Source organism: Prosthecobacter sp. (assembly GCF_044226605.1).
GTDB lineage: Bacteria > Verrucomicrobiota > Verrucomicrobiia > Verrucomicrobiales > Verrucomicrobiaceae > Prosthecobacter.
This window is the reverse complement of sequence record NZ_JBGAGS010000035.1, coordinates 1-15449: the sequence shown is the minus strand read 5'-3', so window position 1 is coordinate 15449 and position 15449 is coordinate 1. Positions and strand designations below refer to the sequence as shown.

The window sequence follows — 15449 nt, the reverse complement described above, 5'->3', positions numbered from 1 at the left end:
CCAGCGGGACTTCCTGATGAGGGGGCTGCGGCGGTTTGGGAGTGCGGGGGATGGCGAGGGCGCTGGTCGACAGACAAGAGTGTCTGTCGTGCTAGTTCAGGCCGAAGCGGCGGAGGCCGCGGAGGGGAGGGGTGAACCAGTGCATCTTGGAATGGATGGCGGCTGGTGGGGGAGGGGTGTCGTCGGTGGCCTGAAGGACGAGAAGGGATATTTTGAAGCCGGAGGAGCCGTCCGCACGGCGCTGAGGGGAGATGGCGACGACGAGGCACTTGAGCATGACCCACTTGGAAGAGGTGGTGGTCATGGCGAGCATCTCTGGCGTGAGAGCGGAGCGCTTGATGCGTGCCTGGACTTCGGCGCCGATGTCAAAGGGCTGGCGGGACCAGAAGACGAGGCCGCAGGAAGTGATTTCGCAGAGTTCGACAACGGCCTGCCTGCCACCGCAGCACGATTGTTTTTCGTTCGCGGAGGTTCCCTGCTGATGCTGGCCGTGTTTAGCCATACGAGTCGCGGAGTGACCGCGAAAAGAGGCGCACGGAGCGGGGAAAGTCAAACGACGAAGGCGGGGAAGGTGAGGGGATAAAGATTTAGCGAGGGGCTAAATGCGGAACGACGAATGACGAATCGAGGTGCGCAGGCGCTTGAGGAACGATAGGGCTCAGGGCTGCCTTCGCTTCCGAAATGGCGTAAGCACTACGGGCGGAAGCGAAGGAGCGGGATGAGCTGACTCCAGAGGGAGGTTTACTCTTCGTCGGAGGAGTCGGAGGCGGCGCCGGAGGACTTGGAGGAGCCTTTTTCTGAAGCGCCGGCTTTTTCGGCCTGCTTGGCTTTCACGGCGGCTTCGATCTCGGCATAGACGGTGGCGTCGCTGCGAAGGACTTCCTTGGCGGCATCGCGACCCTGGGCGAGCTGGGTGCCTTTGTAGCTGATCCAGGAGCCGCGCTTTTGCAGGATTTCGAAGTCCATGGCGAGGTCGAGGAGGGAGCCGACATTGGAAATGCCCTCGTTGTACATGATGTCGAACTCGGCTTCGGTGTAGGGAGGGGCGAGCTTGTTTTTGACGACTTTGACCTTGGTGCGGTTGCCGGTGACGGTGCCGTCGGTGGTCTTGATGGCGCCGATGCGGCGGATGTCCACACGGACGCTGGCGTAGAACTTGAGGGCCTTGCCGCCAGGGGTGGTTTCGGGGTTGCCGAACATGACGCCGATCTTTTCACGGATCTGGTTGGTGAAGATACAGCAGGTGCGGGCCTTGGAGATGATGGCGGTGAGCTTTCTCAGGGCGGCGCTCATGAGGCGGGCCTGGGCGCCGACGGTGGAGTCGCCGATGTCGCCTTCGAGTTCCTGGCGGGTGACGAGGGCGGCCACGGAGTCGATGACGATGACGTCGAGGGCGTTGGAGCGGACGAGGGTTTCGCAGATGCGGAGGGCTTCTTCACCCGAGCTGGGCTGGGAGACGAGGAGTTCGTCCATCTTCACGCCAAGGCGGCGGGCGTAGGCGGGATCGAGGGCGTGTTCGACGTCGATGAAAGCGGCGAGACCGCCGGCTTTCTGCGCCTGGGCGATGACGGTGAGGGTGAGGGTGGTTTTACCGGAGGATTCCGGGCCATAGACTTCCACGATACGGCCGCGGGGGAAGCCGCCAGTGCCGAGCGCCTGGTCGATGAGGAGATTGCCGGTGGGGATGACGCTGATCTCAGACTTCACGCCTTCGCCGCCCATGCGGAGGATGGCGCCTTCGCCGTAGTCCTTTTGGATCTGCTGGATGGCGAGGTCGAGATTACGGCCGCGTGCCTCGGCGAGCTTGTCGACTTTCGGAGCGGAGGATTCAGCGGTTTCTTTGGGTGCGCGGGCCATAATTCAGGTGTGTTGTGTGGTAAAAAAAAGATGTTCGGCTGAACAGAAAACGCATTTTGGGCATGGTGTAAAGCGAATTCGACCTTTTCGGCGTAATACTTGGGTCGGAAAGGGGCAACAGAGAGGTGCGTGGACTCTCTTCCGTTCGGTGAGTCCGCAGGTTTGCGATGTTAGTTCCCCTCAAGGATGCGCGTCATGCCGCCGAAGTAGCCGGTCATCAGGGTGATGATGCGGTAGGAGACGTAGAGGACAGCGATGGCGTAGGCGATCTTTGGCAGCCACTGGGCAGCGCGCTGGACGGCGTCGCCGGCTTCGATGGTCTCTGCGGCAGCCCAGCGGTTCATTTCGTGATCGAGGGTTCCGGATTCTTCGGAAGTGGCAACGCCATGGACAAATATTTCGGGGAAGCCGTGAACGTCTGCCATGGCACCGGCGATGGTTTCGCCGGCCGCGATGCGCCGGGCCGCGTCCTGGGAAGCCTGGCGCAACATGCCGCTGTGGGAGGCGCCCCCGGCGAGCTGCATGCACTCCGTCATCCGCATGGAGGCGAGCAGGCTGGCGTGGAAGACCTGGGAGAAACGTGCGAGCGCCCAGTGCTGACGCACACTGCCGATGAGAGGGATGTGCCCCAGCCAGCGGTCCACCGGTGCAGATGCCGCGCCCAGGCGGGTGAGCCAGCGCCAGAGGAGAAAGAGGGAGAGCAGGATGAGCCAGAGGATGGCCAGAGGCATGAAGATCCCGCCGTAAGTCACCGGCTTGTCCTCCATGGTGGCGGTGACCATGGTGGGGAGTTCGGGCAGGATGATGCCGAGGTGGGCGAGCACGAGCGGATAAATCATGGCGCCGATTGCCTGCTTTACCGCCATGTGCCAGGCTTCGAAGTAGCGGGAGAGGTGGCTGAAGGCATCGCCCAGGCGGCCGCTGCGCTCGCCGGCATCGATGAGCGCAAACTCGAGCGTGTCTGAGAAGTCACCGCAATGCTCCGTGATGGAGGCGGCGACACTTTTGCCCTCCTTGAGGCCGAGCTGCAGGCCCTGCAGCCAGCTGCGGCGCGCATGAGAGGGCCGCTGCCTGAGCAGGAGATCGAGGGAGCGGTCGAGATGAAAGTTGGCCCCGACCAGCTTGGCCAGTTCGCGATAGAGCATGGCTTTTTCGGAAAGTTTCATCGACGGTGTGAAACTAAGGCCAGTGTGACTGCGGCGGCGAGTAAAAAACCTGCAAGAGAGCCGGCGAAACATGGGAGTGACACTCTTCTTGCTTCTCAGCGGCGTTTCACTGCCTATGGTCCGGCTTCCCTATGCCGCCACCGATTGCCAACGAAGGAACACCTGATCAGCACTGGATGCACATGGCCATTGAGCAGGCAAAGCTGGGGGCAGGGCTGACGAGTCCGAATCCTGCGGTGGGGGCGGTGATCGTGGCGCAGGAAAAAGTCATCGGGCGGGGGTATCACCACAAAGCGGGAGAGCCGCATGCAGAGGTGGAAGCCATCCGGGATGCGCAGAAAACGAATCCCGATCTGCTGCGTGGTGCGACGATCTACGTGACGCTGGAACCTTGCAGCACGCATGGGCGCACAGGCCCGTGCACGGAGGCCATCAAGGCGGCGGGCATCAAGCGCGTGGTCTTCGGCGCGCATGATCCCAATCCGAGCCATCTGGATCAGGCGCGCTGTATTTTGACGCAGGCGGGGATCGAAGTGACGTCCGGGGTGCTGGAGGCGGAGTGCCGGGAGATCATCCGGCCTTTTTCCAAATGGATCACCACCGGCATGCCGTATGTGATTGCGAAGGCTGGGCAGAGCCTGGACGGGCGCATCACGCGTCCGGCGGGAGAGAGCTCATGGATCACGAATGACGTGGCGCGTGCTCACGGGCGGCGGCTGCGCATGCGGGTGGACGCCATCCTCGTGGGTGCGGAGACGATCCGCCAAGACAACCCCCAGCTGACGCTGCGGGATGGCAGCGCTGGCAGTGGCAAGCTGCAGCCCTGGCGCGTGGTGCTGACACGCAGCGGGAATCTGCCGCCGGACTCGCAGGTATTTACGGATGCGTTCAAGGACCGCACCTTGATCATGCAAGGCAAGAATCTGCCGGAAGTGCTGAAGGAGCTGGGAAAAAGGGGCGTGGTGTCCGTGCTGATCGAGGGTGGTGGCGTCATCCACGGACAGGCTTTTCGGGAGAAGCTTGTCGATGAGGTTTACTGGTACATCGCTCCGCGGCTCTGTGGTGGAGGGCAGCCGTCTTTGGCGGGGCTGGCGCTGCCTGTTTCGATCGAGCTGAGGGACATTACGATCAGCACGCTGGGAGACAACGTGTGCTTTCATGGGTTTCCAGTGTGGCCGGAGACGGGGCAGGGCTAAGAGCCTTCGGGGACGTGCAGCGGAGGATGTCGCTCAGTCCTTTTTCGTGGGCGCCTTCCCGGTGATCTTGGCGAAAAAGGTGTCGGCTTCGGGCGGCACGGGGACTGAGGCGGGGCGCTCATAGGCGAAGACAAAGAGCTTGTTTCCGACAAAGACGACACGGTGGTCCGTGATGCGCGTGCCGTCCTTGCTTTCGAGGACGTAGCGGCGGCCGTCGTGGCCGCCGATGAGGATTTTTTCTTCGCTCTTGAGGGTTCTGGGGTTGGCCTTTTGCATGCCGGTGAAGCCGGCATTGTAAGCGTGGTCGCGCTGCGGCCCGAGAGGGGTGCCAGGCATCACCACGCATTCGGCGAGGTAGGATTCGCCGTTTTGTTCAAGGGTGGCGCGTGACTCAACGATTTTGTTGCCCTCGGCGGTGACGGTTTCTTTCTTACCGAGCCAGGGCTGAGCGGGGAAGATGGTGCCGAGTTCCCAATCCGCGGGATGGTGCTCGGTGGGGTCCGCGTGGAGAGTGAGAGTGAGCAGGGGGATGAGGAGGAGACGTTTCATGGCGTGGAGGGAATGCGGTTAGAGAATCTTCAATTTGGAGTGGTGCAAGAGCGGAGAAGGGATGCCGGGAACTGGGTGACGGACAGGGGGCTATCGTGTTGCTTGCGTGCTGGGGCGTGGGTGATTTGAGAGAGGCGAGATGGGTACTTTGCTGTTTCGCTGGCGTGGCAGCGGGGGTATGCGTGGGGCTGCATGCCTGACACACCGACTCTCCGCCCTGCTGTTTTCTTTGATCGCGATGGCGTGGTCAATGTGTCGCCGGGGGAGGGATATGTGCTGAGCTGGGAGGAGTTTCATTTTGCGCCGGGCATCATTGAGGCGCTGGCGCTGTGCCGGGCGCATGGATATGCGACGGTGGTGGTGACGAGCCAGCAGGGAGTGGGCAAGGGGCTCATGACGCAGGAAGCGCTGGATGATCTGCATGCGCGGATGCAGGCGGAGCTGGAGCGGCATGGGGCTGCGTTTGACGGCATCTATGCCTGCACGCACCTGGCGGGAACGTGCACCTGCCGGAAGCCGAGTGCGGAGATGATTTTAACAGCGCGTGATGAGCACGGCATTGATCTCACGCGGAGCTGGCTGGTGGGGGATCATGACCGCGACATTCAAATGGCGATCAACGCGGGCGTGCCGAGGACGGTGCGCATTTTGAGCCATCACGAGCCGAAGGTGGTGGCGGATTTCACGCTGGCGGAGACGACGGAGCTGGCGGGGCTGCTGAGGGAGAGGCTTCCGAGGGTGTGAGGTTGGAGGGACCGGAACGTCAAAACTCCATTGCTAGGTGATCGACAATCTTTCGGGCTCACTGGCAGCATGGGCGTGCGTGATTGACGACCGATGAGCAATCGATTGCTGATTTTTGAATGGCAAGCTGCCACTCGATCAAGCGTCGCAATTAGCGCTTGGCCATGGCGGACTCGAGGGCCTTGCGGTAGTTCAAGACGGCATCGCCGATGGCGTTGGAGACTTGCTGGCGGTAGGTCTCTGAGGCGATGAGCTGGCACTCGGCACCGTTGGTGACGAAGCCGCCTTCGAAGAGGATGCCGGGGCGCTTGCAGCCGGTGAGGACGCTCCACTGGGCGCGCTTGATGCCGCGATCGACGAACTTGAATCGGCTGATGACGCTGGCGTGCACGGCCGTGGCGAGGGCGATGTTGGCGGAGTCCTGCTTGTTGCCGGTGACGCCGTTGATATTGTAACCACCGCCGCGGCTGATCGTGGCGGCGGCGCTCTGCGGGGTTAGGGCCCAGGTCTCGATGCCGGTGGCGGCGTTGTCGCTGGAGTTGAAGTGGAAGCTGAGGAAGATGCTCTTCGGGGTCTGATTGGCGATGGCGACGCGGCCACCGAGGGTGATGAAGGTGTCCGTGGCGCGGGTGAGGACGACCTTGAAACCGCGTTGCATGAGGGCGGTGCGGACAGACATGGCCATCTTCAGTGCGAAGTCTTTTTCGTAGCCGTAAACACCACGTGCGCCGGAGTCGTGGCCGCCATGGCCGGCATCGACGACGACGGTGTCGAAGTACTCGGCGTTTTGAATGTGGCTGGGGTAGAGGACGGGGTCGATGAGCTTGCAGAGATCGAGGCGGGAGAAAAGGACCTTGCCGTTGTGCTCCTGAACGGGGAAGCTGAGGATGAACTTGATGTTGTTGATGAGCATTTCCTGGGAGCCGATCTGGGCCTTAAGGATGAGCTTGGAGGAGCCGAGCCAGAAATGGGTGCCCTGGGTGCGGAAGGTGGTGAAACCGTAGACGGGATTGTAGAAATTGCGGATGCTCTCCGCAGTGACGTAGTCGCGACCGCCGATCTTGATGATTTCCCAGCCGCCATTGGCAGGCAGGACTTCAACGGATTTAGGTGCTGGCGTGCTGGATGCCTTGTCGTCGTCATCCTCTTTGAACTCGCCCTTCATCGGTGAGTTGCCGTCGCTCCGGGAGGCGGTTTTGGTGACATCCTTGACCGGTTCTTCCTTGGCCTTTGGCTGCTGCTTGGGCGTCTCGGTCTTGGCGGTGGTTTTGGCTGGCGTGGTCTTTTTGCCGACCTCCACCTTTTTGCCACCGGTGGTGGTAATGATGACGCGAGGGGCCTTGCCAGTTTCAGATTTGGAAGCAGTCTTTTCCGGTTCTGCCTTGGGCTTGGTCTTGGCAGCCGCGGGCTTGGGGGCCGGCTTTTTCTCGGGCTCAGGAGCGGGAGGGGGCGTTTCGGTCTTGCTGCCGCCCCCGAAAATCTTTTTGAAAAAGCCAGGCTTGGCATCCTCGGCGTGGGCGACGTCGAATGACGCCGAGGCCATGGAGAGGGCGAAAATGGCGATGAAGGCCTTGGAGATGGAGGGGTGCAGTCCGGGAGTCATGACGGGAATGACGAGGGATGTCGGGAAAAAGGCAGGTTCTTATACTCTGAGAGGCGGCGGAGCGCAAACGTTCTGACGCACAGAGTCGGGGGAGCTCAAAGTTTTGCCTAAAAACGGCAGAGGTGGTCAAAAGAGTGCCTCTTTAACGTTCCGAGGCAGGCTGCTTTCACCGGTGCTTGACGGGGAAGCCGCCTTGACCCATGTGACCACATCCACATGAGCAAAAAACCTGTTGTACTGATTATCCGCGATGGCTGGGGCATCAATCCCGGCGGTAAAGAGCAAGCCGTAGCCAATGGGGACGCCACCCTGCTGGCGCGTACGCCTTTCCATGACCACCTGTATGCCACCTACCCGCGCGGCACGGTGAGCGCGAGCGGCGAGGACGTGGGGCTGCCCGAGGGCCAGATGGGCAACAGCGAAGTGGGCCACCTGAACCTGGGCGCGGGTCGCGTGGTGTATCAGGACCTGACCCGGATCAACAAATGCATCCGCGACGGTGAACTGGCGAAAATGCCGGTGCTGGTGGAGGCGTTTGAGCAAGCCAGGGGCAAGCGGCTGCATTTTCTCGGCCTTATCAGCGATGGTGGAGTGCACTCGCATCAGGATCATCTGAAGGCGTTGTGCGATGCCGCGAAGGCGGCAGGCGTGACGGACCTGATGGTGCATGCGATCACGGACGGCCGTGACACCTCTCCGACGGGGGGCGCGGGCTACATGGCGAAGCTGGAAAAAGATCTGGCGCCGAGCGGAGCGAAGATCGCGACGGTGATCGGCCGCTACTATGCGATGGACCGTGACAAGCGCTGGGAGCGCAACAAGCTGGCGTGGGATGCGATCGTGCTGGGGCGTGGTGAAGTGCGCACGGACCTGCCGAGCGAAGCGGTGAAAGCGGCGTATCCGAAAGATCCGCGCGGCGATGAGTTCATGCAGCCGATGATTTTCTCGAATGCGAATGAGCAGCGCATCCGCGATGGCGATGTGATTCTGTGGTTCAACTTCCGTGCGGATCGCGCGCGGCAGTTGAGCGATGCTTTCCTGAAGGCGGACTTCAACGGGTTTGACCGCGAGGTGACACCGAAAACGGGCTACTACACGCTGACGGAATATGATGCGAACTACGCAGCGCTGGGCGCGAAGGTGATCTTTGGCACCGAGAGCCTGAACAACAACCTGGGCCAGGTGGTGGCCGCCGCCGGCCTGAAGCAGCTGCGTGCCGCTGAGACGGAGAAGTACCCCCATGTGACGTTCTTCTTTAACAGCGGCGTGGAAGAGCCGAATCCAGGTGAAGACCGCTATCTGGCGATCAGCCCGAAGGAAGTGCCGACGTACGACAAGAAGCCGCAGATGAGCGCGCCGGACCTCACGTTTGAAGTGATGCGCCGGCTGGAGAACTATGATCTCGTGATCATGAACTATGCGAACCCGGACATGGTGGGACATACTGGCGTGGTGGAAGCTGGGATCCACGCGTGCGAGACGATCGATCTGGGCGTGCGGATGATCGTGGAGAAGGTGCTGGAGCTTGGCGGCAAGCTTTTCATCACAGCGGATCACGGCAACTGCGAGACGATGCGGAATCCGGATGGCAGCCCGAACACGGCGCATACGACGAACTTGGTGCACGGCATCTATGTGGCGGCAGACGCGGGTGATTACACCGTGGCGAATGGCAAGCTGGCGGACATCGCTCCGACGCTGCTGGACATGCTCGGTGTGAAGCAGTCTGCGGAGATGACGGGGAAGAGTCTGCGGGTGAAGAAGTGAGCCAGAGCTGAGCATGTCTTTTCTGCTTTCAGAGAACCGGACCAACGACCTCCAGGGTTATTGGAAACGTTACGAGGAATATCTGAAAGCAGAGGGACATCGCATGCCGCCGGGGGCGCTGAAGCTGGCGCTGTCCCCGGACTGGTATGATTTTTCTGTTCATTCATGCCCGCACGATGCATGGCTGGAAGAGTGCCGGATTATCGAATCGGATCCTGCCGGGAAGGCACCTCGGTTCTGCCGCCTTGAGGTCAAACTGCTTGGTGCTTACCACGATGGCACGATTCGTCTTCGTTACCCTCGTCTGTTTGGCTACAGTTTCCAATCCTCCAAGTGCGAGCAAGGCATGAATGACTGGCTATACGATGAATTTCGCCTTTCAGAAAACGGGCGTCTTTTGCACGAGATCGAATGGGCCAACGGAGGACGCTGGCTGATCGAAGCCGACGACATCGAATTTGAATGGTGCTCGTTTAAAAAGGTGGAGGGATCGCCATGAACCTCCTTTTCATCTGCTCACGCAATCAATGGCGAAGCCCCACGGCGGAGAAGGTGTATCAAAACGATCCGCGGGTGGAGGCGCGGAGCGCGGGGGTCAGTGCGTCTGCGCGGAGGCGTGTGTCCGAAGATCTGCTAAAGTGGGCGGATGTGGTGCTGGTGATGGAGCATGGGCACAAGCGGCGGCTGGAGGAACTGTTTCCCGGGCTGGTGGGAGAACTGAGGATAGAGGTGCTGGATATCCCGGATGATTATCCGTTTATGGATGAGGAGCTGATGAGGGTGATAAAGGAGCGGGTGGAGCCTTTGCTGGGATAGAGTCGTGGGGGGCTTTGGATCGCTTTGGGTGAGGCGGAGCTTTTTCAGAGTGAGCTAAAGCTCACGAGTACTTTTGGCAGAGCTGCTGCCGGGGCGCGTGCTTGCCGAAGCTTGGCTGGAACTTCGACCGGGGAAAGTGGATGGTCCATTCATCGTCTATCACGTGCGGCCAGAGTGCTCTGGCCTGGCTTGATTGACGATTGTCGAGCAATCGATTTTTGATTGTCGAGGTATGAAGGGTAGCGCTGTGCTCATCATTACGGAGTGAGAGGGTGGAGACGCTGCTGGGATGAGATGCTCTCGAGATCTACCTTGCTTTGGGAGGGGCGGAGCTTCTCAAGAACGAGCTAAAGCTCTAGACTACTTTCTTCTGCGGCAGCAGTTCCCACAAGCCGACGACGTGTTCCCAGCGGCGGATGGCGGTGTCGATGAGGAAGACGAGGAGAAGAAGGATCAAAAGGGAAGGCCAGAGCTCTTCGTATTGGATGGCTTTGGTGGTTTCGAGGTTGGGGAGTTTCTTGGCGTCCGTGAGGTAGTCGCCACCGGTGATGTGGGCGGCTTCTTTGAGCAGGTCTTCATTCACGGTGCCGAGGCTGGCTTCGGTGGAGGGATTGTGAATGAGGCCGGTGGTGACCATCTCGGCGCCGACCTGGGCGCGGATGAGAAAGACGCCGGGCTGCGTGGGCTTGAAGTCGGCGACGTAGGCGCCGGGGGCGTCCTGGCGGAGGGCGAGCTTTTGCACGGCTTTCATGGGTGCGCCGAGGGCGTCTGCGGCGACGTGAAAGACTTCGGCGGAGACAGAGGCGTTGTTGGCACGGGTGCCGGCGTCGGAGAGGAGATCGACGCTGATGTGGGCGTCGTCTCCCTGCATCTGCGCGGAGAGATCCATGAGGCGGCCTTGCGGAGCGCGGGCGGTTTCACGGAGGATCTGGGACCAGAAGCGGCCATAGCCGGGCCAGCGGGCGATCCATAGTCCGGCCCAGCGGCTTTTGGCATCGGAGGTGAAGGCAGTGGCTTTGCCGAGTCCGAAGCGCCAGTGGGCGAGGAGGGGATCGCCGGTTTCGGTGACGAGGGGGACTTGGGCGGAGGTGCGGCGGGTGGTTTTGACGTAGCCGAGAAGGGTGGGGGAATCCCATTTTTCGAATCCGGCGAGGATGGGATCTTTTTCCCTCAGCTCGGGGGTGAAGGGTTCTTCGCGGATCATGCGGCCGGTGTGCATGAGGGTGTCCTGCGTGAAGATGCGGGTGATGCTGCTGGCATCCATGGTGGAGTAGGACTGGCCGCCGCCGCTGGAGGCGATGGCCTGGAGCAGCGCGACGTGCGAACCCTCGCCGATGGCGACGGTGGAGATGGTGAGGCCTTCATTGCGGCACTGGGTGGCGAGCTGCTCGTAACCGGCACCGGCGGTCTGGCCATCGGTGAGGATGATCATGTGCTTCACGCGGGCCTTGGTGCGTAGCAGGGCTTCGCGGGCGAGCTGGAAGGCGGGCTGCAGATTGGTGCCGCCGCCGGAGGCGATAGCGGCGATCTGACCGGACACGGCATTGGTGGAAGTTAGGCGCGTCATGGGGGCGACGACGTGGGCTTCGGAGTCGAAGGCCCAGACGCCGAGGGAGTCGCTGTGGCCAAGAACTTCCGCGGTGGCGATGGCGGCGCTTTTGGCCATCTCGAGTTTTTCGCCGGCCATGGAGCCCGAGCGGTCGAGCACGATGGCGACGGCGGCGCTTTGTTTTTCTTCTTCGTCGGGAGCCTTGAGGCGGACGGGCAGGACTTCCTCGATGGGTGTGCGGTAGTAGCCGCCGACGCCGAAGGAACCGGGGCCGCCGAGCATGATCAAACCGCCGCCGAGTTTATCGACGTAATCGCGCAATGAATTCATGAGCGGCTCGCCAAGCTGGTGGGCGGGGACATCGGAGAGGATGACGGCATCGTAACCGCCGAGCATTTCGAAGGTGATGGCGAGATTGCCAGGCTGGCGGAGGTCGAGCTCGATGCCTTCCTTTTCCATGGCCTGCATGAGGTAGCGGCCTTCAGCGGCGTCTGACTCGATGTAGAGGAGGCGCAGGCGGCCGCGGACATCGACGATGGCGAGGGCGCTGTCGTTGCCGGGGAGCGTGTCGCCTTGGATGCCTTCGAGGACGGCGCGGTACTGGAAGGTGTTGCGTGTGGAAGGCGTGCGATTGAAGACGATTTCCTGCGGACTGCCAGACTTGAGGGTGACGGCACGCTTCTCCACCTCGATGCCGTTCTCGTAAAGCTTCAGGGTGCCGGTGCCTTCGATGGTGCTTTCGAACGTGGCTTTGAGACTGAGGCTGGCACCTTCAAAAAGGCGGGTGCGATTGGGGGTGAGGGAGAGGAGGCGCGCGTCGGGGCGGCGGGGGCCGGAAACAGGGAGGGCGTGCAGCTTGATGCCGGAGACGGCGGCCTCGCGTGCGGCATCGAGCAGGCTGCCGCGAGTTTCGTGGCCGTCGCCAATTAGGAGGATGTTGCGGCTGGCTCCGGGTGGGAAGAGGGCTTCCGCGTATTCGATGGCGGCGGCGTAGTGGCTGTCGCCGCCGTGTTTTTTTTGCCAGGCGGATTGCATGGCGGCGGTGCTGCCTTCGGGAAGAAGGTCGGGCTGAGAGCCGAGCTGGACGACGAAGGAGTCGATGCTGCTGCCGAGTGCGGAGCGCACGCGGGTGGCTTCGGCGAGGGATTGGGTGAGGCCTTCCTCGCCCATGCTTTGGCTGGCATCGACAATGATTCCGAGGGCTTTGCGGCCGGTGTGGGTGACGCGCGCGGGCCCGGCGAGTGCGGCGATGGCCAGCATGACGCCGATGGCACGGGTGACGAGCAGCAGGCGCTTGCGCAGGCCGGACATGGGGTGCGACGAACGCGACTCGATCCACAGCAGCAGCGCGACTGCGGGGAGGATGAGCAGGAGGAGTTTTGGTGATTCCCAGTCCAAGGTCGCGGAGGATAGGCTGGCGGCGGGGCGGGGCAAGAGGTGTCCCGAAAAAAGGCGTGAAGTCATGCGGGCATTCTTGCCCGCTCTCGAGAGCACTCGCAGGGGGCAGGAGTGCCCCCGTTACTTCAGGGCGCTGCGGAGCGTGCTGAGGAGCTTGTCGATGTCTTCGGCGGTGTTGTAGCCGTGGACGGCGATGCGGATGCGGCCGACTTGGTGCATGACATGGATGTTTTGCGCGAGGAGGGCGTCGTTGATGGCCGTGGTGTTGGCGTGCGTGAAAGCGACAATCCCGCTGGAGCAGCCCGGCTGTTCGGCGCTGAGCGCAGTGATGCCGAGTTCTTTCAATCCGGCGTGAACACGGGCGACGAGAGGATCGGCATGGGCGATGATTTTGACCATGCCGACCTGCTCGAGGTAACGCAGGGAGGCATTCAAGGCGTAGAGTGCAGCGAAGCTGGGCATGCCGACGGAGAAGCTGAGCGCACCGGATTTGATGCGGGGATTTTCAAAGCGGTCCGCATCGAACGCATTGGCGATATGGTACCAGCCGCCGGCGGTGGTGGTGAGGCGTGCGGCGGATTTTTTGGGAATGCCGATGATGCCGCCGCCATGGATGCCGAGGGTCCACTTGTGGGTGCTGGAGATGAGGATGTCCGCGTCCTGGCAGTCGAGCGCGATGCGGCCGAGCGCCTGGGTGACATCGACGGCAAGGACGGCATTTGGTGCGAGGCTGCGGACCATGTCGCGGAGTTTGGCGAAGGGAATGCGGTGGCCGTTGTAGAAGCTCACGAGGCTGACCTGCACGAGGGCGGTGCGCTCATTGAGCAGACCGGCGAGATCGTCGAAACGCAAAGCGCCTTCGCGATTTTTCCACAGCTTGGTGACGGGGCGCGAGGCCGCAGGGGCGGTGAGCCATGGGGTGGCGCCAGCGGGGAAATCGAGATCGGTGACGACGACTTCGTTTTGGGGAGTGAGCTGAAGGGCGCTGGCGAGGAGATTGTAAGCTTCGGAACTGCAGGAGCAGAAGGAGACTTCATCGGTGGCGAGGCCGAGATGGCGGGCGGCGATCTCGCGGCATTCCTCCACACGTGGGAAGTGGAAATCACGACCGCGCATGCCCATGGACTTGTGGTGCATGTACTCGGCCACGGCTTCATTCACGCACAGGGGCGGGATGCTTTCGGCGGCGGTGTTGAGATAATGGATGCCTTTGAGGGTGGGGAAATCGGAGGCGCGGGAGGAGTCGGTAAGCATGCGGGGGAAGAAACGCAGCTTGCGCGGCTTTTCACGCTTGGGGAACGACGGAATTCACAACGTAGATTTGGAGAACGCAGAGGAGTATTCGAGAGAGCAAGCGCGGGGTGGCGCGTCCAGAGCCTGCTAAAGCAGGTACTACAATACTTATGTTGCGGTGCTCGTGGTCTGTGCCGCACGCTGAGCAACTCATGGCGAGATACGGTCTTGCACGAGGCTCAATGACCATGGGGCGTTTTTGGGTGGCCTCAGTTCTCCTGCTTCAGCGAAGGTGCGTTCTCTGGCAGCTTGATGGTGGGTTCGCCGCCGAGGTAGCCGAGGGAGGTGAGGAATTCGTCCATTTTTTGGGCGGTGACTTGCATCCAGGGAGCTTTGTTGAAGAAGCCGTGGGGCATGTCGGCGGCGGTCCACATTTCGGCGCGGAGGCCGAGGGCTTTGGCTTTGGTGATGTATTCATCTCCACCGGCTTTGAGTTTGTCGGCGGTGCCGAAGAAGAGGATGGCGGGAGGGGTGTCCTTGGTGAGGAAGCTGTTGGGGGTGATGGCTTCGGCCATTTCGAGGGTCATGGGGCCTTCGCCGGTGGTGCGCTCTTTGAAGAGGGTGGCGATGTTCATGGCGGGATTGAAGAGCACCATGGCGTTGGGTTTGGCGGAGACGGCTTTGTCGTCGGACTCGGCATCGTACGCGGAGGCGAGCGCGGTGCAGGCGGCGAGGTGGCCGCCTGCGGAGCCGCCACCGGCGATGATCTTGGCGGGATCGATGCCAAGCTCGGAGGCGTGGCCACGCACCCAGCGGATGGCGCTTTTCGCATCTTCGACGGCTTTGTCGGGAGCGGTTTTGTGGACGTTGAGAATGCGGTAGTCCGCGCTGATGGCGACGATGCCGCGGCTGGCGAGGTATTCGGACTGAGGGACGAACTGGAGGTAGGAGCCGCTCTTCCAGCCGCCGCCGAAGAAGAACACGGCGCAGGGACGGAGGGCGGTGGTTTGTGCGTCGCCTTTGGGCGAGAAGACGTGGAGCTTCAGCTCGCCCTGCGGGGTGGTTTTATAGACGATGTCCTTGGTCGCGACCTCGGTGGTGGTGAGCTTGATGAGGGGCTTGGTTTTGTCTTTGTCTTTGCCGGCTTTCTGGGCGTGCAGGGGCAGGGCGAGAGCGAGGAGGAGGAAGGGAAGGAGGCGCATGGTTGCGCGGGGAAACGATGAGGAGGGGGAGGATGTTTGCGGGAAATTATCCATGCCACCCGACTTCACACCGCAGAGACGGGAACGCCGCAGAGATTTTCCAGAGGAGTTCTGGAGAGCTCTGCGGCGCTCAGCATGTGAAGGGGCTTACTTCAGAGTCTGCAGCCAGGCGACGAGGTCGGCGAGGCCTTGGGGGCCGATGGCGCCGGCGAGGGCGGGGGGCATGAGAGAGAGTTTGAGTTCTTCCTTTTTGGTGATGCTGGATTTCTTCACGGGGGTGGAGGCGCCGCCGGCGATGCGGAGGGTGAGTTCGGTGTCGGTTTCGCTGACGATGTATCCGGTGATGGTCTGGCCTTCCTTGGTGGTGAT

Annotated in this window: 14 protein-coding genes; 5 read left to right on the top strand and 9 right to left on the bottom strand. The window is 61.8% G+C overall.

Annotated features, from left to right (window positions below; genetic code table 11):
• Positions 1-91: 91 nt before the first annotated feature.
• The 3 genes from ACILSO_RS30540 to ACILSO_RS30530 form a co-directional block, all read right to left on the bottom strand.
• On the bottom strand, positions 92-502 hold the full coding sequence (locus tag ACILSO_RS30540; RefSeq protein WP_395741291.1) for a hypothetical protein: 411 nt from the start codon (positions 500-502) through the stop codon (positions 92-94).
• 239 nt (positions 503-741) lie between these two features.
• Positions 742-1857, bottom strand: a complete 1116-nt coding sequence (recA, locus tag ACILSO_RS30535) for a recombinase RecA (protein ID WP_395741290.1) — start codon at positions 1855-1857, stop codon at positions 742-744.
• A gap of 170 nt (positions 1858-2027) precedes the next feature.
• Complete coding sequence (locus ACILSO_RS30530; protein WP_395741289.1) at positions 2028-3023, bottom strand: type II secretion system F family protein; 996 nt, start codon at positions 3021-3023, stop codon at positions 2028-2030.
• A gap of 131 nt (positions 3024-3154) precedes the next feature.
• On the opposite strand from ACILSO_RS30530, the gene ribD reads away from it, so the two are divergent.
• Positions 3155-4219: a bifunctional diaminohydroxyphosphoribosylaminopyrimidine deaminase/5-amino-6-(5-phosphoribosylamino)uracil reductase RibD gene (gene ribD, locus ACILSO_RS30525; RefSeq protein WP_395741288.1), complete on the top strand. Its 1065-nt coding sequence runs from the start codon at positions 3155-3157 to the stop codon at positions 4217-4219.
• Between the two features lie 33 nt (positions 4220-4252).
• Here ribD and ACILSO_RS30520 read toward each other — a convergent pair whose 3' ends face one another.
• Positions 4253-4768 carry a hypothetical protein gene (locus tag ACILSO_RS30520; protein ID WP_395741287.1) on the bottom strand — a complete coding sequence of 172 codons (516 nt, stop codon included), beginning with the start codon at positions 4766-4768 and terminating at the stop codon, positions 4253-4255.
• A 192-nt stretch (positions 4769-4960) separates the two neighbouring features.
• On the opposite strand from ACILSO_RS30520, the gene ACILSO_RS30515 reads away from it, so the two are divergent.
• Positions 4961-5512, top strand: coding sequence for a D-glycero-alpha-D-manno-heptose-1,7-bisphosphate 7-phosphatase (locus tag ACILSO_RS30515; protein ID WP_395741286.1), 552 nt, complete (start codon positions 4961-4963; stop codon positions 5510-5512).
• Positions 5513-5663: 151 nt separating this feature from the next.
• Here ACILSO_RS30515 and ACILSO_RS30510 read toward each other — a convergent pair whose 3' ends face one another.
• Entirely contained in the window at positions 5664-7115 is a 1452-nt protein-coding gene (locus ACILSO_RS30510) for an N-acetylmuramoyl-L-alanine amidase (protein WP_395741285.1), read from the bottom strand.
• Positions 7116-7331: 216 nt separating this feature from the next.
• Between ACILSO_RS30510 and gpmI the strand changes: the two genes are divergently transcribed.
• From gpmI to ACILSO_RS30495, 3 genes are read left to right on the top strand one after another with little or no spacing between them, the layout of a single operon-like run.
• Complete coding sequence (gene gpmI, locus ACILSO_RS30505) at positions 7332-8882, top strand: 2,3-bisphosphoglycerate-independent phosphoglycerate mutase (protein ID WP_395741284.1); 1551 nt, start codon at positions 7332-7334, stop codon at positions 8880-8882.
• 13 nt (positions 8883-8895) lie between these two features.
• Positions 8896-9381, top strand: a complete 486-nt coding sequence (locus ACILSO_RS30500) for a hypothetical protein (RefSeq protein ID WP_395741283.1) — start codon at positions 8896-8898, stop codon at positions 9379-9381.
• The gene (locus ACILSO_RS30495) at positions 9378-9698 is read left to right on the top strand and encodes a low molecular weight protein tyrosine phosphatase family protein (protein WP_395741282.1); all 321 of its coding nucleotides are present in this window, start codon (positions 9378-9380) and stop codon (positions 9696-9698) included. Before ACILSO_RS30500 ends, ACILSO_RS30495 begins: the two co-directional genes overlap by 4 nt.
• Positions 9699-10053: 355 nt before the next feature.
• On the opposite strand, the gene ACILSO_RS30490 is transcribed toward ACILSO_RS30495, so the two are convergent.
• The 4 genes from ACILSO_RS30490 to ACILSO_RS30475 form a co-directional block, all read right to left on the bottom strand.
• Positions 10054-12711 (bottom strand): VWA domain-containing protein, encoded by a 2658-nt coding sequence (locus ACILSO_RS30490; protein WP_395741281.1) that lies wholly within the window; start codon positions 12709-12711, stop codon positions 10054-10056.
• Between the two features lie 54 nt (positions 12712-12765).
• Positions 12766-13899: an aminotransferase class V-fold PLP-dependent enzyme gene (locus tag ACILSO_RS30485; protein WP_395741280.1), complete on the bottom strand. Its 1134-nt coding sequence runs from the start codon at positions 13897-13899 to the stop codon at positions 12766-12768.
• A 248-nt stretch (positions 13900-14147) separates the two neighbouring features.
• Complete coding sequence (locus tag ACILSO_RS30480; RefSeq protein ID WP_395741279.1) at positions 14148-15080, bottom strand: alpha/beta hydrolase; 933 nt, start codon at positions 15078-15080, stop codon at positions 14148-14150.
• Positions 15081-15227: 147 nt separating this feature from the next.
• On the bottom strand, positions 15228-15449 hold a 222-nt coding region (locus ACILSO_RS30475; RefSeq protein WP_395741278.1), incomplete at its 5' end, for a hypothetical protein.

Excerpts from the sequence above, each read along its gene's own strand:
- ACILSO_RS30540 (WP_395741291.1), bottom strand. The coding sequence starts at position 502 with ATGGCTAAACACGGCCAGCATCAGCAGGGAACCTCCGCGAACGAAAAA.
- recA (WP_395741290.1), bottom strand. The coding sequence starts at position 1,857 with ATGGCCCGCGCACCCAAAGAAACCGCTGAATCCTCCGCTCCGAAAGTC.
- ACILSO_RS30530 (WP_395741289.1), bottom strand. The coding sequence starts at position 3,023 with ATGAAACTTTCCGAAAAAGCCATGCTCTATCGCGAACTGGCCAAGCTG.
- ribD (WP_395741288.1), top strand. The coding sequence starts at position 3,155 with ATGCCGCCACCGATTGCCAACGAAGGAACACCTGATCAGCACTGGATG.
- ACILSO_RS30520 (WP_395741287.1), bottom strand. The coding sequence starts at position 4,768 with ATGAAACGTCTCCTCCTCATCCCCCTGCTCACTCTCACTCTCCACGCG.
- ACILSO_RS30515 (WP_395741286.1), top strand. The coding sequence starts at position 4,961 with ATGCCTGACACACCGACTCTCCGCCCTGCTGTTTTCTTTGATCGCGAT.
- ACILSO_RS30510 (WP_395741285.1), bottom strand. The coding sequence starts at position 7,115 with ATGACTCCCGGACTGCACCCCTCCATCTCCAAGGCCTTCATCGCCATT.
- gpmI (WP_395741284.1), top strand. The coding sequence starts at position 7,332 with ATGAGCAAAAAACCTGTTGTACTGATTATCCGCGATGGCTGGGGCATC.
- ACILSO_RS30500 (WP_395741283.1), top strand. The coding sequence starts at position 8,896 with ATGTCTTTTCTGCTTTCAGAGAACCGGACCAACGACCTCCAGGGTTAT.
- ACILSO_RS30495 (WP_395741282.1), top strand. The coding sequence starts at position 9,378 with ATGAACCTCCTTTTCATCTGCTCACGCAATCAATGGCGAAGCCCCACG.
- ACILSO_RS30490 (WP_395741281.1), bottom strand. The coding sequence starts at position 12,711 with ATGACTTCACGCCTTTTTTCGGGACACCTCTTGCCCCGCCCCGCCGCC.
- ACILSO_RS30485 (WP_395741280.1), bottom strand. The coding sequence starts at position 13,899 with ATGCTTACCGACTCCTCCCGCGCCTCCGATTTCCCCACCCTCAAAGGC.
- ACILSO_RS30480 (WP_395741279.1), bottom strand. The coding sequence starts at position 15,080 with ATGCGCCTCCTTCCCTTCCTCCTCCTCGCTCTCGCCCTGCCCCTGCAC.